Origin of the sequence: Maribacter sp. 1_MG-2023, assembly GCF_030547005.1 — a bacterium.
Taxonomy (GTDB): domain Bacteria; phylum Bacteroidota; class Bacteroidia; order Flavobacteriales; family Flavobacteriaceae; genus Maribacter.
The window spans coordinates 12,860-37,338 of the sequence record NZ_JAUOPN010000003.1 but is presented as its reverse complement, the minus strand read 5'-3'; the positions used below and the strand labels follow the sequence as shown (position 1 = coordinate 37,338).

The 24,479-nt window shown below is 35.3% G+C and carries 21 protein-coding genes and 1 pseudogene; 12 read left to right on the top strand and 10 right to left on the bottom strand.

Translation table 11 applies throughout. The features are described 5' to 3' along the window. Positions 1-8 precede the first annotated feature (8 nt). Complete coding sequence (locus Q4500_RS04765; protein ID WP_303598587.1) at positions 9-3,131, bottom strand: SusC/RagA family TonB-linked outer membrane protein; 3,123 nt, start codon at positions 3,129-3,131, stop codon at positions 9-11. 322 nt (positions 3,132-3,453) lie between these two features. Between Q4500_RS04765 and Q4500_RS04760 the strand changes: the two genes are divergently transcribed. The 7 genes from Q4500_RS04760 (at position 3,454) to Q4500_RS04730 (ending at position 11,906) form a co-directional block, all read left to right on the top strand. Then, positions 3,454-4,476, top strand: a complete 1,023-nt coding sequence (locus tag Q4500_RS04760) for a LacI family DNA-binding transcriptional regulator (RefSeq protein ID WP_303598586.1) — start codon at positions 3,454-3,456, stop codon at positions 4,474-4,476. A gap of 13 nt (positions 4,477-4,489) precedes the next feature. After that, positions 4,490-5,146 (top strand): beta-phosphoglucomutase, encoded by a 657-nt coding sequence (pgmB, locus tag Q4500_RS04755; RefSeq protein ID WP_303598585.1) that lies wholly within the window; start codon positions 4,490-4,492, stop codon positions 5,144-5,146. Between the two features lie 63 nt (positions 5,147-5,209). After that, complete coding sequence (locus Q4500_RS04750; protein WP_303598584.1) at positions 5,210-7,513, top strand: glycoside hydrolase family 65 protein; 2,304 nt, start codon at positions 5,210-5,212, stop codon at positions 7,511-7,513. A gap of 45 nt (positions 7,514-7,558) precedes the next feature. Then, entirely contained in the window at positions 7,559-9,334 is a 1,776-nt protein-coding gene (locus Q4500_RS04745) for an alpha-amylase family glycosyl hydrolase (RefSeq protein WP_303598583.1), read from the top strand. A 3-nt stretch (positions 9,335-9,337) separates the two neighbouring features. After that, entirely contained in the window at positions 9,338-10,084 is a 747-nt protein-coding gene (locus Q4500_RS04740) for a glycerophosphodiester phosphodiesterase family protein (RefSeq protein ID WP_303598582.1), read from the top strand. After that, positions 10,084-11,367: an NAD(P)/FAD-dependent oxidoreductase gene (locus tag Q4500_RS04735; protein ID WP_303598581.1), complete on the top strand. Its 1,284-nt coding sequence runs from the start codon at positions 10,084-10,086 to the stop codon at positions 11,365-11,367. Before Q4500_RS04740 ends, Q4500_RS04735 begins: the two co-directional genes overlap by 1 nt. After that, a complete protein-coding gene (locus Q4500_RS04730; protein ID WP_303598580.1) occupies positions 11,367-11,906 on the top strand; it encodes a DUF1697 domain-containing protein in 540 nt (179 codons plus the stop codon). The genes Q4500_RS04735 and Q4500_RS04730 overlap by 1 nt, the downstream gene beginning before the upstream one ends. Position 11,907: 1 nt before the next feature. Here Q4500_RS04730 and Q4500_RS04725 read toward each other — a convergent pair whose 3' ends face one another. After that, complete coding sequence (locus Q4500_RS04725) at positions 11,908-12,381, bottom strand: TspO/MBR family protein (RefSeq protein ID WP_303598579.1); 474 nt, start codon at positions 12,379-12,381, stop codon at positions 11,908-11,910. A gap of 81 nt (positions 12,382-12,462) precedes the next feature. Between Q4500_RS04725 and mvaD the strand changes: the two genes are divergently transcribed. The 5 genes and pseudogenes from mvaD to Q4500_RS04700 all read left to right on the top strand — a co-directional run. After that, positions 12,463-13,545: a diphosphomevalonate decarboxylase gene (gene mvaD / locus Q4500_RS04720; protein ID WP_303598578.1), complete on the top strand. Its 1,083-nt coding sequence runs from the start codon at positions 12,463-12,465 to the stop codon at positions 13,543-13,545. A 145-nt stretch (positions 13,546-13,690) separates the two neighbouring features. Next, positions 13,691-14,629 carry a mevalonate kinase gene (locus tag Q4500_RS04715; RefSeq protein ID WP_303598577.1) on the top strand — a complete coding sequence of 313 codons (939 nt, stop codon included), beginning with the start codon at positions 13,691-13,693 and terminating at the stop codon, positions 14,627-14,629. 13 nt (positions 14,630-14,642) lie between these two features. Continuing rightward, positions 14,643-15,548, top strand: a complete 906-nt coding sequence (locus Q4500_RS04710) for a geranylgeranylglycerol-phosphate geranylgeranyltransferase (RefSeq protein ID WP_303598576.1) — start codon at positions 14,643-14,645, stop codon at positions 15,546-15,548. A 75-nt stretch (positions 15,549-15,623) separates the two neighbouring features. Beyond that, positions 15,624-16,466 (top strand): pseudouridine synthase, encoded by an 843-nt coding sequence (locus Q4500_RS04705; RefSeq protein WP_303598575.1) that lies wholly within the window; start codon positions 15,624-15,626, stop codon positions 16,464-16,466. Between the two features lie 42 nt (positions 16,467-16,508). Further along, positions 16,509-17,060, top strand: a pseudogene (locus Q4500_RS04700) (YihY/virulence factor BrkB family protein); the annotation flags it as partial. On the opposite strand, the gene argH reads toward Q4500_RS04700, so the two are convergent. From argH to Q4500_RS04660, 8 genes are all read right to left on the bottom strand, one after another. Further along, positions 17,057-18,334: an argininosuccinate lyase gene (gene argH, locus Q4500_RS04695; RefSeq protein ID WP_303598574.1), complete on the bottom strand. Its 1,278-nt coding sequence runs from the start codon at positions 18,332-18,334 to the stop codon at positions 17,057-17,059. The pseudogene Q4500_RS04700 and the gene argH overlap by 4 nt on opposite strands. Before the next feature lie 63 nt (positions 18,335-18,397). Beyond that, the gene (locus Q4500_RS04690; RefSeq protein ID WP_303598573.1) at positions 18,398-19,462 is read right to left on the bottom strand and encodes a M20 family metallo-hydrolase; all 1,065 of its coding nucleotides are present in this window, start codon (positions 19,460-19,462) and stop codon (positions 18,398-18,400) included. Between the two features lies 1 nt (position 19,463). Then, on the bottom strand, positions 19,464-20,243 hold the full coding sequence (argB, locus tag Q4500_RS04685; protein ID WP_303598572.1) for an acetylglutamate kinase: 780 nt from the start codon (positions 20,241-20,243) through the stop codon (positions 19,464-19,466). Next, positions 20,233-20,415 carry a hypothetical protein gene (locus Q4500_RS04680; RefSeq protein ID WP_299322270.1) on the bottom strand — a complete coding sequence of 61 codons (183 nt, stop codon included), beginning with the start codon at positions 20,413-20,415 and terminating at the stop codon, positions 20,233-20,235. Before Q4500_RS04680 ends, argB begins: the two co-directional genes overlap by 11 nt. Further along, positions 20,405-21,346, bottom strand: coding sequence for an acetylornithine carbamoyltransferase (locus Q4500_RS04675; protein WP_303598571.1), 942 nt, complete (start codon positions 21,344-21,346; stop codon positions 20,405-20,407). Before Q4500_RS04675 ends, Q4500_RS04680 begins: the two co-directional genes overlap by 11 nt. Further along, positions 21,343-22,110, bottom strand: a complete 768-nt coding sequence (gene proB, locus Q4500_RS04670; protein WP_303598570.1) for a glutamate 5-kinase — start codon at positions 22,108-22,110, stop codon at positions 21,343-21,345. The genes Q4500_RS04675 and proB overlap by 4 nt, the downstream gene beginning before the upstream one ends. A gap of 32 nt (positions 22,111-22,142) precedes the next feature. Continuing rightward, a complete protein-coding gene (locus tag Q4500_RS04665) occupies positions 22,143-23,339 on the bottom strand; it encodes a glutamate-5-semialdehyde dehydrogenase (RefSeq protein ID WP_303598569.1) in 1,197 nt (398 codons plus the stop codon). Next, on the bottom strand, positions 23,336-24,460 hold the full coding sequence (locus Q4500_RS04660; protein WP_303598568.1) for an aspartate aminotransferase family protein: 1,125 nt from the start codon (positions 24,458-24,460) through the stop codon (positions 23,336-23,338). Before Q4500_RS04660 ends, Q4500_RS04665 begins: the two co-directional genes overlap by 4 nt. Positions 24,461-24,479 lie beyond the last annotated feature (19 nt).

Below are 24,479 nucleotides of genomic sequence, written 5' to 3'. Positions count from 1 at the left end.
TTTTTTAATTAAAATGATGCGTTAATACCAAAAGTGAATGTTCTTGGTCTTGGGTAAGAACCATAATCAATACCTCTTGAAGGTACACCAGAACCTAAATCACCAGTATTAGCAGTAACCTCTGGATCTAAACCGCTATAATCAGTAATTAAGAAAAGGTTTTGGCCGGTTAATGAGAAACGCAAAGAGTTTAAAGCTCCTTCACCAGATAATGGAACATTGTAACCAATGCTAGCATTTTGGAAACGAACGAAATCTCCTTTTTCCAAGAAACGAGTAGAAGCATCAGCAGAAGCTCCTGGGTTTTCTCCACTAGTCAAAACATTTTTTGTCACGTTTCGAGAATTAGAAAGTGCACCTGCTGTAAAGTAGGCATTTTCAGTATTATTATATACAGAGAAACCAAATTGACCTTGAAAGAATACAGATGCATCGAAATCTTTTACTTTTAAGTTTAAGCTCAAGCCAGTTGTTATATCTGGTAATGCATCTTCGCCAACAAAAGTCTTATCTTGGAATGGGTCTCCTGTGCCATTTCCATCTATGTCCTGGTAAATTGGATTTCCGTTGCCGTCAAAACCTTCAAAAATTGGTAGGTAGTAAGAATACAAAGATTGACCAGAAGCAAAACGTTGGGCAAATGCGCCTGTCAAACCTGGACCATTAATTGCTCCGGTGTCAATTTGACCATCAAAATTTTGGACCTCGTTATTATTGTATGCAATATTGAAATCTGCAGAAAAAGTAGTATCATCAGATCTAACAAAATCATAGGCTAAAGCAAATTCGACCCCTTGGTTTATTATGCTGGCATCTACATTTTGGAATTGGAAAGGGTCAACAGCAGGTGCTGCAGGTGGTGTTTGTAAAAGAACATCAGTAGTTTCTGTTCTATAAACATCAATACTACCACTTAAACGATCATTGTTAAATCCGAAATCAAGACCAGCATTTAAGTTGAAAGAAGATTCCCATTTTAAGTCAGGTCTATCGGTTGCAACAATAGCAGTACCGTTAGCATTGATATCAAGGTTTTGTTGAACAGTTAAGTCTGAAAAACGTTGTCTTGCCACAAAATTTCCGTAACCTAAGCCATCTTGGTTACCAGTGATACCTGCGCTTAAACGTAATTTCATGGTAGATACTTTTTCTCCAACAAAATCCTCTTCATTCATTTTCCATGCAAAAGCACCGGATGGGAAGTAGCCATATTGATTTTCAGGTCCAAATCTAGAAGAACCATCTGCTCTCATTGTACCAGTGAATAAATACTTATCGTTGATACTGTAGTTTAATCTTGCAAAGAAAGATTGTAATTCATCTGTGTTATCGAAAGAGTTTGAGAATACAGAGGTAACGTCACTACTAAGGCTTCTCCCTAACTCTTCTTGTGCTACAACCGTAGGGAGCAATCTGTTTATTAATACTCCATTGGTGTTTGGTGCATAGTAGGCTTGTTGATATAATCCAGTTACAGAGTTTTGTAAATCGTGAACAGCATTTCTTAAATCGGTCCCCATTTGGTTTAAGTCACTTGTGTTGAAACCTCTGCCTCCACCATTAAAACCGAATGTCTGAAAATCTTGGTAACCAAAACCTACTAAAGCTTCTAGGCTTGAGTTTTCAAATTCTTTATTATAGTTTATTGTTGCTTCAAAAGTTTTGTTATTTCTTTCTAAAACACCATAATTTCCGCGTCCAATATCAGAAACACCATTTATGTTGTTGATGTTTTTTGAAATAACAGACGTGTTAGAAGCTTCAGCGATATCTAAACCTGCATTTAATTTAGCAGAAAGTTCAGAAGTAAAATTGTACTGAATAGAACCGTTTAATAGATATCTATCTGTGTTGGTAATATTTTGAGTGTTATCTAATGCATTTTGAGGATTCACATTTAATCCGCCTGCATTAAAACTAGAGCTAGACGGCCATGTTGGGTTTGCAGCATAGGCTCCACCTAAAACATCACCTGCTGCACCAGCTTGTGCACTAATTGGTGCTTGAGAATCGTTAATTCTAGCGATTGACATTTGAAGTCCAAGAACTAATTTATCGTCTAAGAAACGTTGGTTAAAATTAACTCTACCTGTAATTCTTTCTAAATCGGAATTTTCAACAATACCAAATTGCTTGCCGTATCCGAAAGTTGCTCTTACATTTCCACTACCATAGTTTTTAGAATAAGAAAGGTTTTGGTTTTGAGAAGCAGTAGATCTTAATACAACCTGTTGCCAATCTGTATTAGCTCCAAAATTAACCGCATCGGCATCGCCACCTACTGAGTCAACACCAGATAAAAATTCAGAGGCATTTAAAAGATCAAAAGTATTTGCTGCTTTAGCAATACTTAAAGAGCTTGAAAAATCCCAAACACCTTCGCTATTTCCTTTACCACTCTTAGTAGTAATGATAACAACACCGTTAGCACCTCTAGAACCGTAAATAGCTGTTGCAGATGCATCTTTTAATATACTGATACTTTCGATATCATTAGGGTTGATAAAGTTCAATGGGTTTTTAACGGCACTTTGTCCAAAACCTGTTTCACCTTGAGGTGAAGTATCACCACCACCTAATGGAATACCATCAACTACGAATAGTGGATTATTGTTTGCACGTACAGAGTTAGAACCTCTAATGTTAATTTGAATACCTGCTCCTGGCTCACCACTCGTTTCCTGTATGTTAACACCGGCAGTTTTACCTTGTATTAATTGTTCAGGAGAAGAAATGTTACCGCCATTGAAATCATCAGCTGTTACAGCTGTTACGGATCCAGTTGCATCTTTAACAGTTGTAGTACCGTAACCGATAATTACAACTTCTTCCAATGCTTCAGCATCTTCATCTAAAGTGAAGTTGATTGAAGTTCTACCGTTTACTGCTACTTCTTGAGTTTTGTAGCCGATATAACTAACAATAAGTACAGCACCTTCTTCTGCGGTCAATGTGTAATTGCCATCAAAATCAGTTTGTGTACCATTAGTTGTTCCTTTTTCAAGAACACTAGCTCCTGGTAAAGGTCCACTTGCATCTGAAACAGTTCCAGATACTTCTTGCGCCTGTATGGATCCAAAGCACAAAAATGCACTAAGGACAAACAGACTTTTTAGGAATGTAATCTTCATAAATTGTTAATTTAAGTTGAGTTAATTTAATTTCAATTGTTAAAAATATGTAAAAAGGTGTGTTAACAAAGGTTTGTGCAAAGTTAAAAAGTTACGAAAACGGTTTCGTGTTAATAACTTTTATTTTTTGCGACTATAATGAATGCGAATAGGTAATATTAAGATATTCTTAATTAACATATAGGTTAAATGTGAATATTTGAAAATAATGCAAATATAAGAAAAATCCTTTTTTGTATATATTTACGAAATAGATGTTGTTTGTCAACTTTAACTTTTAGATTAATTTAAGTTATTATCTTAAATTTTAAATTCCTTTTTTTTGAAACCAAAAATCACTTTAAAAGATATTGCTAGAGAACTTGATGTTTCTATTTCTACGGTGTCGAAGGCATTGAAAAATAGTAAAGAAATTAGCAAAGACACAAAAGATAGAATAAAGGCTTTTGCAAAATTCTATAATTACCGTCCTAATAATATAGCGCTTAGTTTAAAGAATAGGAGAACCAAAAATATTGGGGTTGTTATTCCAGATATTGTACACCATTTTTTTACCACAGTATTTAGGGGTATAGAAAAGTATGCCAATAGTATGGGGTATAATGTAATTATTTGTATTTCTGATGAATCATTTGATAAAGAGGTTATTAATATGGAAATGTTGGCAAATGGAAGTATTGACGGTTTCATTCTCTCATTGAGTGCTGAAACACAACGAAAGAATGATTTTACACATTTAAAAGAATTATTAGATCAGGGTATACCGATTGTGCTTTTTGATAGAGTAACCCAAGATGTTGCTTGTGATAAGGTGGTGTTAAATGATGTCGAGATATCTCGTGAGTCGGTAGAGCATTTTATAGGGAAAGGGTCTGAAAAAATCGCCTTGATTACGACCGATAACTATTTTAATGTAAGTGAAAGCAGAAAAGATGGCTATCTAGAGGCTTTGAAGGATAATGATATTCCGTTCGATGAGAATTTGATTTTGACGTTACCACATGATTTGGACAATACAAAGTTAATAACAGAGTTTTTTGAAAAAAATGAAATAGAAGCTGTATTGTGTGTTAATGAAATTTTTGCGGTTCAATGTATGAGTGTTATTCAGCAAATGGGTTTTAGAATTCCTGAAGATATTTCTATAATCGGATTTACAGACGGAATCTTATCTCGGTTCTCGTCGCCTAAATTAAGTACTGTAGCTCAGCATGGTGAAAAAATGGGAGAATTGGCGGCTAAAATGTTGATAAATAGAATGGAGTCAACAGAAGTAGTTGAAGAGCCTTTTAAAACCGAGATTATTAATGCGACCTTAATTAAAAGAGGTTCTACAATCAATTAATAGAAGTAAGAAAATGGGAAAAGTAGGTTTTATATTTGACTTAGATGGTGTTATAGTTGATACGGCTAAATACCATTATTTGGCTTGGCGTAAACTGGCTAATGAATTAGGGTTTGAATTTACCAAAGAGCAGAACGAGCTCTTTAAAGGTGTGAGTAGAAAAAGATGCTTAGAAATTCTTTTAGATATTGGTAATATGACGGCTACGCAAGATCAGTTCGATACCTGGATGGTAGAGAAAAATGTAGATTACCTTGCTTACATTGAAAAGATGGATTCAAGTGAAATTCTGCCAGATGTAACAAGGGTTTTGCAATATTTAAAGAATAAAAACATTCCGATAGCGTTAGGTTCTGCAAGTAAAAATGCAAGACCTATTTTAGAGAAGGTTGATTTGTTGCCATATTTCGATAGTATAGTCGATGGCAATAGCGTAACAAAGGCAAAACCAGATCCAGAGGTGTTTTTGATTGCAGCGAATAATTTAGCTGTTGCAGCAAATTCATGTGTAGTTTTTGAAGATGCAGTTGCTGGTATTCAAGCGGCTAATGCTGCGAGTATGGTTAGCATAGGCATAGGAGATGCTGAAATACTAAACGAGGCTAATTACAATTTTAACGACTTTACCGAAATGAGCGATGATTTTTTAGAATCATTGATTAACAAATAACATTAAGAATAAAGTAAGATAGTTGTATTTTATTTTTTCATATTTCAATTCAATATAAATTTTATGAATCAAGATTATATAAAACCAGATAATTGGTGCATCATAGAAGAAGGTTTCGATCAAGAAAACGTAAAGTCTTCTGAGAGTATATTTAGTATAGGTAACGGTGCCATGGGGCAGCGTGCCAATTTTGAAGAAACCTACACAGGCGAAACTTTTCAAGGTAGTTATATTGCCGGGGTTTATTATCCTGATAAAACCCGTGTGGGTTGGTGGAAAAACGGCTATCCAGAATATTTTGCAAAGGTTTTGAACGCTCCTAATTGGATCGGAATAAAAATTTATATTGATGGTGTAGAGTTCGATTTGGCAACAAGTAAAAAAGTTTCAAATTTTAGACGAGAATTAAATATGAAAGAGGGTGTTTACACTCGCAGCTTTCACGCAGTAACTTCTAATAATGTAGAAATAGAGGTTGTTGTAAAACGGTTTTTAAGTATAGATATTGATGCGGTAGGTGCTATAGCTTATACGGTTAAGGTTTTAAATACAGATGTTACAATAGTGTTTGAGCCATATTTAGATAGTGGTATTACAAATGAAGATAGTAACTGGGATGATAAATTCTGGAATACCACAAATGTAAGTGCAGCTGATAATCGTGCCTTCATAGAGGCACATACCATGAAAACAGAATTCAAGACCTGTACGTTTATGCAGGCTTCTTTGGAGTATGATGGTGCTGAAGTAACAGGTGTTCCTTCAGAAAAGACAGATAATTTTGTGTCTTTAAAATTTGAGCAAGATGTAAAAGCAAATTCGTCTGTGACTTTGACGAAATTTGGCGGATACACCGTTGCAAGAAATCACCCTAATCAAGAATTGGTTCAAGTTGCACATAAGAGTTTAGATTTAGTAAGAGCCTTAGGTTTCGATCAATTATTGCAAAAACAAAAAGATGCTTGGGCTGCTATTTGGGACATGAGCGATATTATAATTGAAGGCGATGTAAAGGCGCAGCAAGGTATTCGTTTTAATATTTTCCAATTAAACCAAACATATTTAGGCACAGATTCTAGGTTAAATATTGGTCCGAAAGGATTTACAGGTGAAAAATACGGTGGTAGTACCTATTGGGATACCGAAGCATACTGTATTCCTTTCTATATGGCGACCAAAGATGATAAAGTAGCTAGAAAATTATTGAAGTATCGTTACAACCATTTAGAAAAGGCTATTGAAAATGCCAAGAAATTAGGCTTTTCTAATGGAGCGGCATTATACCCTATGGTAACCATGAATGGCGAGGAGTGCCATAATGAATGGGAGATTACTTTTGAGGAAATTCATAGAAACGGAGCTATTGCTTTTGCAATCCATAACTATTTTAGATACACGGGCGATTACAGCTACATTCCTGAAATGGGATTAGAGGTACTCATCGGTATTTCTAGATTTTGGCATCAACGTGTAAACTTATCTAAGGATAAAAATAAATATGTGATGCTTGGGGTTACCGGTCCAAATGAATACGAGAACAATGTTAATAATAACTGGTATACCAACTATTTGGCGAAATGGTGTATCAACTATACGCTAACTCAGTTAGACAAAGTTAAGAGTGGGTATTCTGATGATTATCAAAGAATAATTGGTAAAACTCAGCTTACCGATAGAGAGTGTGATAAATGGAGGAAAGTAGCTGATAAAATGTATTTTCCATATTCAAAAGAGCATGGGGTATTTTTACAGCAAGATGGCTTCTTAGATAAAGATTTGGTAAGGGTAGATGATTTGCCAAAAACAGAAAGGCCTATAAATCAAAAATGGAGTTGGGACAGAATTTTAAGATCTCCATATATTAAACAAGCAGATGTTTTACAAGGCTTTTACTTTTTTGAGGAAGATTTTTCGGTAGATGATTTAGAAAAACATTTCGATTTCTATGAGCCTTTTACCGTTCATGAGTCTTCTTTGTCGCCATGTGTACATAGTATTCAGGCAGCGAAATTGGGTAGAATGGAACAGGCGTATAATTTCTATTTAAGAACATCTAGATTAGATTTAGATGATTATAATAAAGAGGTAGAAGAGGGTTTGCACATTACCTCAATGGCAGGTACTTGGATGAGTATTGTTGAAGGTTTTGGTGGTATGCGTGTTATAAACGATAAATTATCATTTAAGCCTCAAATACCGAATCAGTGGAGTGCATATTCCTTTAAAGTCAATTTTAGAAATCGAATAATTAAAGTAAATGTTACAGCTAAGAATACTACTTTTCATCTGAAAGGAACTGAAGAAGTGACCATTCGTGTAAATGGAAAAAAAGTAGCATTGTTTCCAGATGAATTGACTACTGTGTAATAAGTCTTTAGTTTAGTGCTTTAAAGTTTAAAATTGAATTACCCCATGAATAGTAAGATTGTAATTTATCATGTATTTACCAGACTTTTTGGTAACACGAATACCAACAATAAGCCTTGGGGTACAATTGAGGAAAATGGGGTAGGGAAATTTGCGGACTTTAATAAAAAGGCGCTTGCGGAAATTAAAGACTTAGGTGTTACCCACATTTGGTATACTGGTATTCCGCATCATGCTGTAATTAATGATTATACTGAAATTGGTATTTCAAATGATGATCCAGACGTTGTAAAAGGTAGAGCAGGTTCACCATATGCAGTTAAAGATTATTACAATGTTAACCCAGATTTGGCTAAAAATCCATCAAATAGGTTAAAAGAGTTCCAATCTTTAGTTGATCGTACACATAAGGCGGGCATGAAGGTGATTATAGATATTGTGCCGAATCATGTAGCGAGAAAGTATGAAGGAAAGACGAACCCTAAAGGTGTTTCTGATTTCGGATTTGGCGATGATACATCCGTAGAATATCAAAAGGATAATAATTTTTATTACATCCCGGGAACGGAATTTCAAACACCACAATGGCGAGATGGTTATGTGCCTTTAGGAGGAGATGTTCCAGATTTTTCATATGCTAAATTAGAGGAGATTCCGGCGAAATGGACAGGTAATGGTTCTCGTAGTCTCCAACCAGATATGAACGATTGGTATGAGACCGTTCGTATAAATTACGGTGTTAGACCAGATGGCAAATTAGATTTTGATATGCTGCCGAATGATTTTGGGGAGAAAGATTATGAAGAGCATTTTAATTACTGGGTAAAAAGAGTAGTTCCTAGTTCTTGGCGTAAGTTTAGAGATGTTGCCTTGTATTGGTTATCAATGGGTGTTGATGGTTTTAGATATGATATGGCAGAAATGGTTCCTGTAGAGTTTTGGAGCTTTATGAATTCATCTATCAAAATGAAAAACCCTCATGCTTTTATAATGGCAGAGGTGTATAATCCAGATTTATATAGAGCCTATATCCATAAAGGAAAAATGGATTATTTATATGACAAGGTCGATTTTTATGACGGTCTTAAACATATAATGAAAGGTTACGGTTGGTCTGATCATTTGCCAGTTGTGCAAAATGGCTTGCATGATATAGAGCATAACATGCTTCACTTTTTAGAAAATCATGACGAGCAGCGAATTGCTAGTCCAGAATTTGTAGGTAATGCTGAAATAGGCAGACCTGCAATGGTCGTTTCTGCAACTATAAGTACATCGCCAACGATGATTTATTTCGGGCAAGAAGTTGGTGAGCCAGCTGCTGAACATCCAGGTTTTGGTAGTCCGTCAAGAACATCAATATTTGATTATATCGGTGTCCCTCATCACCAACGGTGGGTAAATAATAAAAAGTTCGATGGAGGTCAATCTAGACCAGAAGAAGTTTCACTAAGAGACTTCTACAAACGACTTTTGAATTTTACTATTGGCAGCGACGCGTTAATGGGTGCTTACCGTGAAATTCATTTTTATAATAAAGAAATTACTGAAAATTACAATCACCGGGTGTTATCATATGTTCGTTGGTCTGATAATCAAAAACTGATAGTTATTTCAAATTTTGATGTCAACGAACATTTTTCGTTCGATTTAAAATTACCGGTTGATTTAATGAATACATGGCAATTAAAAGAAGGTGATTATCAATTACTTGATGCGCTTTATGGTCACACCAGCTCATTACGAATAGAAAATGGAGAAGGTCATGTCGCAATCAATCTAAATCCTTTAGAATCCTTTATTTTTGAATTAAAATCTTAAGATATGCTCAAAAGAATTGCCTTAGCTTTTATTTGTATCACTTTAGCATCCTGTAATATGAAAGAAGAACCGTTAGTAATTGGTCATAGAGGTGCTATGGGTCACGAAACTGAAAACACCTTGCCATCTATTCAAAAAGCCATGGATTTGGGTGTTGATATGATAGAGATTGATGTCTTTAAAATTAAAAGTGGTGAGATTGTAGTTTTTCATGACGAAACATTAGATAGACTAACAAATGCACCAGGTAATATTGAAGATTATTACATATTTGATTTACACAAGGTTATTGTAAACGGCGGACATAAAATACCAATGCTTCAAGATGTATTGAAGCTAATTGATAATAAGGTTGCCTTGAATATAGAATTGAAAGGAGCTGGAACTGCAGATAGGGTTAATCATATCATGAATTCTTACATTGAAAAAAGAAACTGGTCACCTGAAAACTTTATAATCTCAAGTTTTAATTGGGATGAGCTGAAGGAAATGCGTGAACATAATCCGAATGTAGCTATCGCCGTTTTAACCGAAGAGAATCCTTTAGATGCCATACCTGTGGCTAAAGAATTGAACGCCGTGGCTATTAATCCGTATTTCAAAAATCTAGATTTAGAAAATGCAAATGAGATTAGAGATGCCGGTTTTAAAATTTATACTTGGACGGTAAATGAACCTGCAGATATTGAAGCTATGAAGCGTATCGCGGTAGATGGTATTATTACAAACTTTCCTGAACGGATAAAATAATGTACGACGTTTTAGTAATTGGTGGTGGTGCAGCAGGTTTCTATGCGGCAATACATATCGCAGAGAAGAGACCAAATACAAAAATTGCAATTTTAGAGCGTGGTAAAGACGTACTCACCAAGGTGAAAATTTCTGGTGGTGGTCGTTGTAATGTTACGCATGCAGAATTCAATCCGGCAGATTTAAGCAAGAACTACCCAAGAGGAGAAAAAGAACTTTTAGGTCCTTTTCATACCTATGCCAGTGGTGATACCGTTGGTTTTTTTGAAGAACGTGGTGTGGCTTTAAAGATCGAAGAAGATGGCAGAATGTTTCCGGTCAGTAATTCATCACAAACAATTATAGACTGTTTTATTTCAGAGGCTGATAGATTAGGAGTTCAGGTGAAAACACTTTGTTCGGTAAATGGAATTGAGCAAATTGTGGAAGAAGGAGTTAAAAAGTGGAAGGTTGCTGTAGGCGAGAGTTTTATGTACTGTAAAAAGCTCATTTTGGCAACGGGAAGCAACCCTAAAATGTGGAAGTATATTGAAGCATTAGGGCATACAGTTGTACCACCTGTACCGTCATTGTTTACTTTTAATATCAAAGATGAGCGTATATCAAATATACCTGGTGTGGCTACACATGCCGAGGTCAACGTAATCCCAAAAAAGAACTTTGGTAAAAAGACAGGAAAAACAAAATTAGATGCATCTGGTTTAAGTTCAGACGGACCATTATTGGTAACCCATTGGGGAATGAGCGGACCGGCAATTTTGAAGCTTTCAGCATGGGGAGCAAGAATTTTAGAGCAGTATAATTATCAATTCAAAATTCAAGTGAATTGGGTGCCGGATTATCACCAAAATGGATTATTGGAACTGTTCCTTAAGGTGAAACAAGTGGAAAAGAAAACGGTTTTAAGAACCAAGGTGTTGGATATTCCTAAACGTTTATGGGCAAACTTGGTAAAAGCAGCTGGTATAGATGATACAACAACATGGCCAGAAGTATCAAAACAACAATTAACTTCATTATCAGAACAACTGACTGCAGGTATTTTTCAGGTAAATGGAAAAAGTACTTTTAAAGAAGAGTTTGTTACGGCCGGTGGCGTGGACTTAAAAGAAATCAATTTTAAAACTTACGAAAGTAAAATTCTGCCAGGTCTATATTTTGCAGGAGAAATTATAAATATAGATGCCATTACTGGTGGATTTAATTTTCAAAATGCTTGGACGGGTGGTTTTATTGCTGCCAATGGAGTAGTTGAAGGTTTAAATGCAAATATTCAAAAATAATGAAAGTATACATCGCATTTTTAAGAGGGATAAATGTCAGCGGAAAACATAAAATACCGATGGCAGAATTTCGAGATTTGTGCAATGGTTTAAAACTACAAGATGTGAATACTTACATTCAAAGTGGTAATGTGGTTTTTAAAAGTGAACTGCAAAATACATCAGAGTTAGAAGCATTGATTTCCAAAGCTATTTTAAAAAGTTTTGGTTTTGAAGTGCCTGTTATAGTAAAAACAACATCTCAATTACGTGATATTCTTAAAGATAATCCGTTCGAATCGGAAGATGAGATTATAAAAAAGCAAATCTATTTTGTATTGCTAAATGAAGTTTCGAAACTTGAAGAGCTTACTGCGTTTAAGGCAGAATCGTACGAGAACGAAGAGTTTTCAATTTCTGATAATTGTATTTATTTAAAGTGTAAAGTTGGGTATGGCAAAGCAAAATTGAATAATAATTTGATAGAGCGAAAACTGAAGGTTTTGGCAACTACCAGAAATTATAGAACCATGCACAAATTATTAGAGTTGAGTAATTAGGTTAATTCAGCTCCCAGATTTTGTAATTCAATGCCGTAGCGAAACAAACCCAAAGTAAATACGGAATTAGCAATATGGCTGCAAATTTGCTAACTACATTGAACCATTTAATAGTAAGAAATAAAACGACGAGAAGTACCATAATTACGAGCAGCCCATAAAAAGGTTGTTTTAATCCGAAAAATACGATACTCCACAATCCGTTTAAAAGTAGTTGAAAACCAAAATGATACAATCCGGTTTTTACCCATTTATGATGAAAACCTTTGGCCCAGACCCAACCGGCAGAAATACCCATCATAATATAGAGAGCACTCCAAACGGGAGCGAAAATCCAGTTTGGCGGGTTAAAACTTGGCTTATTCAGTGTCATATACCATCCGTTTACAGAGCTTTGCGTGACTACGCTGCTAAGAAATCCAATAGCCGAACAAATGACAATGCCAATAAGAATGTAAGTAAGCTTTCTTTTCAATTGGTTGGTGTTTACCTCTAAAATAAGGATTTATTTTAATTGATAGTCCTAAAAACTATATTTGCACAAATTGAATATTCAATGTCAGAAAAAGAATTTATTCCAGCATCATATACCACATTGAAAGAAGAAGGCACAGTATCGTATTCTTCGCCCAGTAATATTGCTTTGGTAAAGTATTGGGGTAAGAGAGAGAATCAGATTCCCGCTAACCCATCTATCAGTTTTACATTGGCGGCATGTGCTACAAAAACCAGTGTGCAGTATAAAAAGAAGGACCAAAAAAGTGATGAGTTTTCGTTCGACCTGTTGTTTGAAGGCGAAGCAAAAGAAGAATTTAAGCCGAAAATAAATACATTTTTAAAAAGAATAGAAGACTATTTACCGTTTTTAAAAGAGTACCATTTCGTTATAAATACATCAAATTCTTTTCCTCATAGTAGTGGTATAGCATCATCAGCGAGCGGTATGTCAGCATTGGCATTATGCTTTATGGAGATGGAAAGGTCATTCTCAGTGTCTATTTCTGATGAATATTTTAGCAGAAAAGTTTCGTTCTTATCTCGTTTAGGTTCTGGTAGTGCATGTCGCAGTATTGAAGGACCTTTGGTACAATGGGGCGAAACAGCTTCAATCGAAGGAAGTTCAAACTTATTCGGTATAAAATATCCGTACGCAGTACATGAGGTATTTAATAATTTTCATGATACCATTTTGTTGGTTGATAAGGGAGAGAAACAGGTGAGCAGTACGGTAGGTCATGAGTTAATGCATGGACACCCGTTTGCAACTCAGCGGTTTGATCAGGCACATACCAATTTAGAGATGTTGAAATCGGTTTTAGTAGATGGTAATTTAGACACTTTCATAAGTATTGTAGAAAGTGAGGCACTTACATTACATGCTATGATGATGACGAGTAATCCGTATTTCATATTAATGAAGCCCAATACCCTTTCTATAATTAATGCGATTTGGAAATTTAGGCAAGAATCTAATACCCATGTTTGCTTTACCTTAGATGCAGGTGCGAACGTGCATGTATTATATCCTGAAAATGAAAAGCATATCGTTTTTCCATTTATAAAAGAGAAGTTAATGCCTTTTTGTCAAAATGGGCAGTATATTTGTGATCGAATTGGTCTGGGTGCTAAGAAGTTGTAGGTAATTAATGTACTATTTTTTTATAAAAAACGTTTGTAAAAGAATGATTCATCTATTCTGTTTAACCTTTTAAGGTAAAACGTTCAACTTTATGTGAATCTTTGACTATATTTATATAAGTTTCAATATTAGCTTAGTTTTTAAAATGAAAGGACCTCTTTTTTATTCAAAAATTCTTCTCTTCGGAGAGTACGGTATCATTAAAGATTCCAAAGGATTATCAATACCCTATAATTTTTATAAGGGAGCTTTGAAATCTGATGCTAGCGTTTCAAAAGAGGCAACAAAATCTAACGAAAGTTTAGAGTCATTTGCTCTTTATTTAGAAGAACTAACTGTTGAGGAACCAAGTTTGGTTACTTTCGATTTAGACCTTCTAAAAGCTGATGTTGCTGAAGGTATGTATTTTGACAGTTCTATACCACAAGGGTATGGTGTTGGTAGTAGTGGTGCTTTAGTGGCAGCTATTTATGATAAATATGCCCAAGAAAAAATAACGGTTCTGGAGAACTTAACCAGAGAAAAATTATTAAAACTTAAAACGATATTCGGTAAAATGGAGTCGTTTTTTCACGGTCAATCATCTGGGCTTGATCCATTGAATAGTTACTTAAGTCTTCCGATTCTTATAAACTCTAAAGACAATATTGAGTCTACTAGCATACCTTCACAAAATGTAGAAGGTAAAGGAGCCGTATTTTTATTAGATAGCGGTATTATTGGAGAAACTGCACCAATGGTTCAGATTTTCATGGAGCAAATGAAGAACGATGGTTTTCGTAAAATGCTAAAAAATCAATTCATAAAGCATACAGATGCTTGTGTAGAAGATTTTGTAAACGGCAATATTCAGTCATTGTTTGGTAATTTAAAGCAATTGTCTCATGTTGTTTTAGATAATTTTAAACCTATGATTCCTGCAAAATTTCATGCCTTATGGAAAAACGGAATCGACACCAATGATTACTATTTAAAGCTTTGTGGCTCAGGTGGTGGTGGTTATATTTTAGGTTTTACCGAAGATTTTGAAAAAGCTAAAACTGCGTTAAAAGACTATAAACTAGAAGTAGTCTATAATTTTTAGGTAATTTCCATCCATGCTTAATAGAAGAAATAAACTCTTACTTTTAAAAGTACTGAGTCTGTTTTCAGTGGTTAGGGGGTATAACATTCTAGTTATAGCACTAGCTCAATATTTAGCGTCTATTTATATTTTAGCACCAGAACTTCCTGTTCGTAAAGTAGTTTTTGACGTTAATCTTTTCGTTATCGTAATAGCTTCAGCTATGGTTATTGCTGCTGGTTATATTATCAATAATTTCTACGACGCAGAAAAAGACCTCATCAATAAACCACGAAAGAGTATGCTGGATCGCTTGGTAAGCCAGCGATTTAAGCTAACGACCTATTTTGTGCTCAATTTTTTTGCGGTAATTGCAGCCAGTTATGTATCGTTTAAAGCGGTTTTCTTTTTCTCATCATACATTTTTGGCATTTGGATCTATTCGCATAAGTTGAAGAAAATTCCATTTTTGGGTAATATTATTTCAGCCACTTTGGCAATTACGCCATTCTTTGTCGTATTCATTTACTACAAGAATATTCAGCCAGTGATTTTTATGCATGCGGTATTTCTTTTTTTATTGATACTAGCACGAGAAATGATCAAGGATTTAGAAAATATTTCAGGAGATTTAGCTCAGAATTACAGAACTATTCCGATACTTTACGGAGTACGAACTTCTAAAGTTCTTATCAGTTTATTGATTTTATTGACTCTTGTGCCATCATTACTGCTTATTTTTAAGTTCGATGTGGGGTATATGAACTTTTATTTTATGCTTTGTGTGGTATTGCTAGTCCTCTTTGTATTTCTTTTATTCAAGGCAAAAGCCCGTAAGGACTATGTTTGGCTGCATAATATTCTAAAACTAATTATAGTAATGGGAGTCTTTGGTATTCTACTCATAGATGTTGACCTTGTTTTAAACAGAATACTATAGTTGTTCGTAATATGTTTCATATAACTATTTGAACGGCAACGCAATTTGCTACCTTTGTGCAAAATTGGTACAGTTATGAGTAGGGATGATTCTAGTAGAGGAAAAAATGCTTCAGGTAGGCAAGGTGGTAATTTTAAAAAGAAGAGTTATGCTCGCGGTAATGCTCCCATTAAAAAAAATGTGACGCCAGCTAAGCCACAAGATCCAAATTCTATTAGACTAAATAAATATGTAGCCAACTCTGGGGTATGTTCTCGAAGAGATGCAGATATATACATTGCTGCTGGTAATGTAACTGTAAATGGAAAGCCTATTACAGAAATGGGATATAAGGTTAAGTTGAGCGATGAGGTAAAATTCGATGGTCAATTATTAAATCCTGTGAAGAGAGAATATGTATTGCTGAACAAGCCAAAAGACTTTCTTACTACTGTACGTGACGAAAAAGGGAAAAGACACGTTTCTGGATTAATATCAAGTGCTTCTAAGTCAAAATTACTTCCGGTAGATAAATTGGAAAAAGAACATACAGGTTTACTTTTGTTCACCAATGATGGTAGTATGACCAAGGTGTTGAAAAGCCCTGTAAATGGCATGCGTAAGATTTATCATTTGGTTTTAGACCAAGAATTAAGAAGTGCCGATTTAAAGAAGATTCAAGAAGGCGTAGTTGTTGATGAAAAGGCAGTTCGTGTACAAGATGTAAGCTTTATTGCTGATGCTCCAAAGAGAGAAGTTGGTATTGAAATTTATAGTTCTAGAAATAAAATTGTAGAACGCATTTTTGAAAATTTAGGATATACAATTCAAAGAATGGATAGGGTTGTTTACGGTGGTCTTACTAAAAAAGATTTGCCAAGAGGACACTGGAGGTATTTGACCGATCAAGAGGTTATTAATCTTAAGATGATCAAATAATACACTGTCCTTGTCTGTAGTAGCAACCCTTTTGGGGTAGGAGTATTAATTTATGGTGCAACAGGATTATTCTATCAGTTGCAAAATTCATTAAATGACATTTGGGAGGTAAAACCAAAATACTCGAATGAAGTGCTATCTACTTTATTTATGAGATTAAAGGGCTTCGGATTTATAATAATTATAGGCTTTTTACTATTGGTCAGTTTTGTGCTCACCTCATTATTGTCAGCCTTTTCTACACAACTTTCTAAACTTTTGCCAGACGGAATGTTAGAGCTAGGTTTCGGATTAGATTTTATACTATCCCTATGCTTTATTTACCTTTTATTTGGAGCAATGTTTAAATACCTGCCCAGTACCCATGTTCGGTGGAAAGCAGTTAAAGTAGGGGCTGCATTAACTGCGTTACTATTTTTAATAGGTAAATATGCTCTTGCGTTCTATTTTGGTAAAGCAGAGCCAGGTTCAACCTATGGTACCGCAGGAAGCATAATTTTAGTAATGCTATGGGTCTCGTATTCTAGTTTAATTGTCACTTTCGGAGCCCAGTTTACCAAAATTTATTCAGATAGCTATTTGAAGGAGAATTAAATCTCCTTCATTTTATCATTAATTTCCTTTAAGCAAAGATTACCTAAACTACCCTCGTGTGTGTGGTGAATATCTCTTTTAGGGGTAAAAGTGCCTTCGTTAATTTCTTGTCCCATTTTCTTGTATGCATCTCTAAAAGGCATGCCATTTTGTACAAGTTCATTTAAAGTATCAACACTAAATAAGTAGTCGTACTTTGGGTCTTCTAAGATGTCATTATTAACTTTAATTTCTTTTAAACTGAATGTCAGTATTTCTAAACATGCTTTCATGTCTTGAATGGCCGGTACAATAATTTCCTTTACCAATTGTAGATCTCTATGGTAACCGCTTGGTAAATTATTTATGATTAAAGTAAGTTGATTTGGTATAGACTGTAATTTATTACACTTACCACGTACCAATTCAAAAACATCAGGATTCTTCTTATGTGGCATAATGCTAGAACCCGTAGTCAACTCATCGGGGAAAGAAATGAAGTTGAAGTTCTGACTCATATACAAACAAATGTCCATAGCCATTTTAGAAAGTGTTGCAGCAATATTTGCGATGCCGAAGGCAGTTGCTTTTTCCACTTTTCCTCTACTCATTTGAGCGGCAACTACATTGTATTTTAGTGTGCTAAAGCCCATTTCTTTAGTAGTAAATCTACGATCGATAGCAAATGAACTACCATAACCAGCAGCACTGCCTAACGGGTTTTGGTCGGCAACTTTGTAGGCGGCTTCAATAAAATAAAGGTCGTCAATTAAACTTTCTGCATAAGCAGAAAACCAAAGTCCGAACGAAGAAGGCATGGCAATTTGTAAATGCGTATACCCTGGTAACATAACATCTTTATATTCTTGGGCTTTTACTAAAAGAAGATTAAAGAGCGACTTTGTCATCGATTTAATTTCTGTTAACTCATCTTTTAGATAAAGGTGCATAGCCACTAAAACTTGATCGTTTCTCGAGCGTGCGGTATGTATTTTTTTGCCAGTATCGCCTAAACTAAGGGTAAGCATGTATTCTATTTTAGAATGCATGTCTTCAAAAGAATTTTCGATAGTAAAAGTTCCTTTTTCTATTCGTGCAGCGATAGTATTTAACTCTCTTACGAGGTCTTGAGTTTCTTTAGGGGTAATCAATCCGATTTCGCCTAACATTTTGGCATGAGCTCTAGATGCAATGACATCGTACTTAGCCAATAGTAAATCTAGTTCTCTGTCATTACCTACTGTGAAATGATCAATCTTTTTATCAGTGCTAAATCCTTTATCCCAGAGTTTCATTTTAAGTCAGTTTACAATTATCAATGAACAATAATCAATTGTACATTGCTAAATGATTATTGTTTATTGCAAGTAGCCTTTTAATATTTTAATATACAAATCTATGCCTTCTTCAATTTCATGTACATAGATAAATTCATTGGCTGAGTGAGAGCGTGTGCTATCTCCAGGTCCTAGTTTCAATGACTGGCAACTTAATGCTGCTTGATCAGAGAGGGTAGGTGAGCCGTAAGTTGTTCTACCTAAAGCAATACCCGATTTTACTAACGGATGGTCTTTATCTATTTTCGACGAATTGAGACGTAAAGATCGCTCCTTTAATTCGCATGGCGCATTCTTCTTTAGTAAATCTGCAATTTCTTTGTTGCTATAGGCGTCATTTACACGAACATCAACTACCATATCAACTTGTGCTGGCACAACATTGTGTTGTGATCCTGCACTAATTTGAGTAACGGTCATTTTTACATCTCCCAGGGCTTCAGAAGTTTTCTCAAATTTAAAGTTCTTAAACCATTCTAATGCTTTGATAGAATTATAGATGGAATTATCATCATTGGGATGCGCTGCATGCGAGGGAGTGCCTTTGACTACAGCATCGAAAACTACTAATCCTTTTTCTGCAATAGCCAGTTGCATTAATGTTGGTTCGCCAACAATAGCAACATCTATATGCGGAAGTCTTGGTAATAATCCGCGTAAGCTATTTTCACCTGCATTTTCTTCTTCTGCAGAAGCGACCATAAGAATATTATGCCTGAGGTTTTTATCATGGTAATAGTTTACGAAAGTTGCTAAAAGAGACACTAAAGGTCCACCTGCATCATTACTACCTAATCCGAATAATTTACCATCTTCAATATGGGGCAAGAAAGGGTCTTTGGTATAGGCTTTATTAGGCTTAACGGTATCGTGATGCGAGTTTAAAAGTAGGGTTGGTTTAGAATTGTCCCAAAATTTATTCTTCGCAATAATATTGTTGAGGTCTCTTTCTGTAGGGATATCGTATTTTGCCAACCAAGCTTGTATTGCATCAGCAGTCTTGTCTTCTTCCTTAGAAAAAGATTCTATTGAAATTAATTCCTTTAATAATGCTATAGCACTTTCTGTTAGTTCTGTTTGGTTCATCTTAAAGTTGTATTGTTGTGAACAGTTCTGTTTTTGTATCGAGCATCGTAACATCACCTAAACATACTTTTGCTACGCTATTATTCAATGCATGAAAGCAATTGTGAAGTTTAGGTAGCATGCCATCAGCAATTATTCCTGCTGATAAAAGTTCTTTATATGTAGTTGTATTAATATTTTTTACAACGCTATTATGATCAGCAATATCTAGTAAAACCCCCTTTTTTTCAAAGCAGTAATAAAGAGTAGTTTCATAGGTTGATGCCATACCGATTGCAATTTCAGATGCTATGGTATCTGCATTGGTATTCAGTAATTGTCCGGCACCATCGTGCGACAGTGCACAGAAAATAGGCGTAAGGTTGATGGATAAGAGATTGCTGATTAGTTCAGAATTTATGCCGTCAATATCACCGACAAATCCGTAATCTATTTCTTTTACGGGGCGTTTATGTGCCTGTATGCTATCACCATCAGTACCACTTAACCCGATGGCATTAATATTTTTTGCTTGAAGCTGAGCAACGATTTTCTTGTTTGCCAATCCACCGTAAACCATAGTAATTATATCGACAGTTTCGGCATCGGTAATACGTCTGCCATCAATCATTTTAGATTCAATACCTAGTTTAGTGGCTAGTTGGGTAGCTAATTTTCCGCCACCATGTACTAAAATTTTTAGTCCGTCTAGTTTGGCAAATGCAGTAAGAAAAATTGCTAAAGCTTTTTCATCCTCAATGACATTACCGCCAATTTTCACAACGCTTAGTTTATTTTTCATCGTCAGAAAATTTGAACATGAGTACCATGGCAACGATAAGAATAATGTTACTAACCGGACCCATATATGTTTTCCAATGTGCGGTACTATGATCAATATCGACCATATTTGCTACAAATAAAATGAGTGCAAATAATGCGATGCCGATATAAATCCATTTATTAATTTTCATTGCTTTCCAGTATTTTCTTTAGAACCAATTGTGCTGCGTATGTTCTGTTATTCGCTTGTTCAATGACCAATGATTGCTCATTATCTAAAACTTCATCGGCAACCACTACATTTCTACGTACGGGTAAACAATGCATAAATTTAGCCTTTCCTAATTTTTTTAAGGTCATTTGCCAAGTAGTATCTTGAGATTTTATTTGACCGTAATCGGTATAACTGCTCCAATTTTTTACATATACAAAATCGGCATTTTCTAGCGCCTTTTCTTGATCATATTCAATCTTAGAATCTTTGGTAATATTAGAATCTAGTTCATAACCTTCAGGATGCGTAATTACAAATTCAGCATTTTGCTTTTGCATCATTTGTATAAATGAATTGGCAACCGCGTGTGGTAAAGCCCTAGGGTGTGGCGCCCAAGACAAAACTACTTTTGGGTTGTTCTTAAAGTTATGTTCTTCTAAAGTAATGGCATCGGTTAGTGCCTGTAAAGGATGCCCAACAGAGCTTTCCATATTTACGATAGGTACAGATGCATATGTTTTAAAGCCGTTCAGTACTTCTTCTGCTTCATCCAACTCTTTGTCTTTTAAACCTGCAAAAGCACGTATAGCAATGATGTCGCAATATTGAGAAATTACCTGTGCAGCTTCTTTTATATGTTCAGAAGTACCTTGGTCCATAATAGTACCATCAGCATATTCTAAAGCCCAACCTTCACTACCAAAGTTCATAACAATGACTTCCATACCTAAATTCATCGCTGCTTTTTGAGTGCTTAAACGTGTTCGAAGTGAGTTGTTGAAAAATAACAAACCTATAGTTTTATCACTCCCAAGAGCTTTATGTTTTTTAGGTTGCTCTTTTAGGGCAATCGCTTGTTTTACCCAGGTAGATAAAGAATCGATATCGTTTATAGAAAGGTAATTCATGATGCTTTAATTTTTGTAAATGTGCTGTTGTTATCAATGGCGTCGGTAATGAAGTGATCTTTTAAACCATTAGTGATCCAAGTTTCTATACCTGCTTTTTGGGCGATAGTGGCTGCATCTAATTTAGATTGCATTCCGCCTGTGCCATGGGTAGATTTAGATTCGCCAATTTCTTTTAGTAGGGTGCTTAGGTCCGATACTGTTTCAATAGTTTTTGGTGTAGAAGTCGATAAAGAAGACTTCGTATATATTCCGTCAGTATTGGTGGCAATAATTAGAATATCTGCAGATAAAAGAGAAGCCGTTAGTCCTGCTAATTTATCGTTGTCACCAAACTTGATCTCATCGGTTGCTACCGTATCATTTTCATTAATGATAGGGATGAAATTATTAGCGACCAGAACGTTTATCGTGTTTTTAATATTTACTCTAGTTTGTTCCTTTTCAAAATCAGAATAGGACAATAAACATTGAGAAGTAAAAAGACCTAGTTCTCTAAAATTCTCTTGAAAAATACGCATTAAGTGGGGCTGACCTATAGATGCCAATGCCTGTTTTACATTGATTTCTTCACCATTATGTTCTAATTTTACGAATTGCTTTGCTGCGGCAATAGCACCAGAACTTACAATGATGAATTCATATTGGTCTTTTAAAGCTGCTATTTGCCTACCAATATCTTCGATTTTACCACGAGAGATATGGTCAGTGTCCTTGGTTAAGGTATTAGAGCCTAATTTTAATAAAATTCTCTTTTTCAACATGCTTGTTTCCTTTTTGTCAGGATAACTCTTAACTATCTTACTTGTCCATTTCCTTTAACGTACCATTTATTGGTAACCAAATGCTGCAAGCCAATTGGTCCGCGTTGGTGTAATTTGTCAGTACTTATTGCTAGTTCGCCACCTAATCCAAATTGTCCACCATCAGTAAAACGGGTAGATGCATTATGGTACACAGCCGCAGTATCTACAGATTGCATAAAAATCTCTGCCTCTTCTTCGTCTTTTGTGATGATAGCAGCTGAATGTCCGCCACCGTAAGTGTTGATCAATTGTATAGCCTCATCAACATCGGGCACCTGCCCAATCACAATTTTATAGTCTAAAAATTCTTCATACCATACCGACTCATTTTCCATTTGAGAAGTACCATCCATACCGGCTAGTTTGGCATCGGTTAGAATTTCAACATTATGTTTTTTTAAAGTTTGAATCAAGTGACTTAGAAATTCAGCCTTACGAGGTAAATCTCTAGAAATAATCACTTTGTCCACCGCATTACATGCAGATATTTTAGTGGTCTTGGCATTGATAATTACGTCTAAAGCCATTTGTAAATCTGCTTCATGAGAAACATATACAAAGTTGTTTCCACGACCACTAACAATTACAGGGCACTGAGCATGTTGCTTTACAAAAGCAATCAATTTTTCGCCACCACGTGGAACAATCAAATCTAGTTTTTGGGTAGGATTTTCAAGAAACTGCTGTGTTTCTGTTCTTGAATAATTTAAGTACGTAATCCAATCCTCAGAACAGTCACAAGATTCTAAAGCTTTATGCCACAAATTGACTAAAACCAAGTTAGAGTTTAACGATTCTTTGCCGCCTTTTAATAAAATCTTATTTCCAGATTTAAAAGCAATACCCGCAGCTTCAATTGTTACGTCTGGTCTAGATTCATAAATGATCATGATAGTGCCGAACGGAGCCGTTTTATTGCTTATTTCTAAGCCGTTATCATGTGTAAATTGAAAACGTTCTACATGTAAAGGGTCGGCTAGGGCTGCTAATTTTTTTAAGGAAGAAACCATTTCTCTTACCTTATCTTTATCCACCTTTAATCGGTCAATCATTGCGATGTCGGCAGATTCGAAAGAATTTAAATCTTTCTCATTTGCAGATATTAAAATAGATTCTTCTTGTTGAACCAATTCTGCCATACGTTTTAGAACGGCATTTCTTTTTTCTAAGCTGAGTGTTTTTATCATGATAAAGCAGTCTTAAGAGCGGTGAAAAACACGTCTAAATCTTGTTTTGTAATATTCAATGCAGGTAGTATTCTAAGTACCGTTTTGTCTTTCGCTCCACCGGTAAAAAGATGGTGCTCATGAATTAATTTTTTGCGCAAATCAGCTACTTGAAAATCGAATTCTAGCCCGAGCATTAAGCCTCTGCCTTTTACTCTTTTTACTTGTGGAATTTCTTTAGCCTTTTCATTGAAATAAACTCCTAGTTCTTCGGCATTGGCAATTAAGTTTTCTTTTTCAATAACTTCTAAAACTGCCATTGTAGCTGCGCATGCGAGGTGGTTTCCACCAAAAGTGGTACCTAGCATTCCGTATTTCGCTTTTATACTTTCGTGTATAAGAACGCCACCAACAGGAAATCCGTTACCCATTCCTTTTGCAATGCTAATAATATCAGGCTGTATGTTATGATGTTGAAACCCAAAGAATTTACCACTTCTACCAAATCCGCATTGCACCTCATCGGCTATTAATAAAGCGTCATTTTCTTTACATAGTAAAGCCACTTGTTGTGAGAATTCTGTAGTCGGTTCATCCAATCCGCCTACACCTTGTATCGATTCTATGATTACGGCACAGACATTCTTTGAAATTTCTCGTTCAAAGCCTTTGATATCGTTTAGGTCTAGAAAGACAACATCATGTTGCTGATTCAATTCGGCATTTATAGATGGATTGTCAGTTGCCGCTACTGCAGCAGATGTACGCCCGTGAAATCCGTTATTAAAAGCGATAACTTTAGATTTACCAGTAACAAAAGATGCCATTTTAAGTGCATTTTCATTTGCCTCAGCACCAGAATTACACAGAAATAGATTGTAATCTTCACATCCAGAAGCGACACCTAATTTTTCGGCTAATTCTACTTGAAGCGGATTTTGAACAGCATTACTATAAAATCCGATTTTATCTAATTGATTTTTTAGGCGCTCCACATAATGTGGGTGCGAATGTCCAATAGATATTACGGCATGCCCACCGTAAAAGTCTAAATAGTCTTGACCTTTGTCATCGGTAACCACAATACCTTTTGCGGAAACGGGAGTAACATTATATAGTGGGTAAACGTCAAATAATTTCATAAGTCAATAGAATCAATTT

What these genes read in the sequence shown, in the direction of transcription:
- Q4500_RS04660 (WP_303598568.1), bottom strand. Translation starts at nt 24,460, where the DNA reads ATGAAATTATTTGACGTTTACCCACTATATAATGTTACTCCCGTTTCC.
- Q4500_RS04745 (WP_303598583.1), top strand. Translation starts at nt 7,559, where the DNA reads ATGAATAGTAAGATTGTAATTTATCATGTATTTACCAGACTTTTTGGT.
- mvaD (WP_303598578.1), top strand. Translation starts at nt 12,463, where the DNA reads ATGTCAGAAAAAGAATTTATTCCAGCATCATATACCACATTGAAAGAA.
- Q4500_RS04680 (WP_299322270.1), bottom strand. Translation starts at nt 20,415, where the DNA reads ATGAAAATTAATAAATGGATTTATATCGGCATCGCATTATTTGCACTC.
- argB (WP_303598572.1), bottom strand. Translation starts at nt 20,243, where the DNA reads ATGAAAAATAAACTAAGCGTTGTGAAAATTGGCGGTAATGTCATTGAG.
- Q4500_RS04730 (WP_303598580.1), top strand. Translation starts at nt 11,367, where the DNA reads ATGAAAGTATACATCGCATTTTTAAGAGGGATAAATGTCAGCGGAAAA.
- Q4500_RS04750 (WP_303598584.1), top strand. Translation starts at nt 5,210, where the DNA reads ATGAATCAAGATTATATAAAACCAGATAATTGGTGCATCATAGAAGAA.
- Q4500_RS04765 (WP_303598587.1), bottom strand. Translation starts at nt 3,131, where the DNA reads ATGAAGATTACATTCCTAAAAAGTCTGTTTGTCCTTAGTGCATTTTTG.
- Q4500_RS04675 (WP_303598571.1), bottom strand. Translation starts at nt 21,346, where the DNA reads ATGAATTACCTTTCTATAAACGATATCGATTCTTTATCTACCTGGGTA.
- Q4500_RS04665 (WP_303598569.1), bottom strand. Translation starts at nt 23,339, where the DNA reads ATGATAAAAACACTCAGCTTAGAAAAAAGAAATGCCGTTCTAAAACGT.
- Q4500_RS04735 (WP_303598581.1), top strand. Translation starts at nt 10,084, where the DNA reads ATGTACGACGTTTTAGTAATTGGTGGTGGTGCAGCAGGTTTCTATGCG.
- Q4500_RS04715 (WP_303598577.1), top strand. Translation starts at nt 13,691, where the DNA reads ATGAAAGGACCTCTTTTTTATTCAAAAATTCTTCTCTTCGGAGAGTAC.
- proB (WP_303598570.1), bottom strand. Translation starts at nt 22,110, where the DNA reads ATGTTGAAAAAGAGAATTTTATTAAAATTAGGCTCTAATACCTTAACC.
- Q4500_RS04740 (WP_303598582.1), top strand. Translation starts at nt 9,338, where the DNA reads ATGCTCAAAAGAATTGCCTTAGCTTTTATTTGTATCACTTTAGCATCC.
- Q4500_RS04705 (WP_303598575.1), top strand. Translation starts at nt 15,624, where the DNA reads ATGAGTAGGGATGATTCTAGTAGAGGAAAAAATGCTTCAGGTAGGCAA.
- Q4500_RS04690 (WP_303598573.1), bottom strand. Translation starts at nt 19,462, where the DNA reads ATGAACCAAACAGAACTAACAGAAAGTGCTATAGCATTATTAAAGGAA.
- argH (WP_303598574.1), bottom strand. Translation starts at nt 18,334, where the DNA reads ATGAAACTCTGGGATAAAGGATTTAGCACTGATAAAAAGATTGATCAT.
- pgmB (WP_303598585.1), top strand. Translation starts at nt 4,490, where the DNA reads ATGGGAAAAGTAGGTTTTATATTTGACTTAGATGGTGTTATAGTTGAT.
- Q4500_RS04710 (WP_303598576.1), top strand. Translation starts at nt 14,643, where the DNA reads ATGCTTAATAGAAGAAATAAACTCTTACTTTTAAAAGTACTGAGTCTG.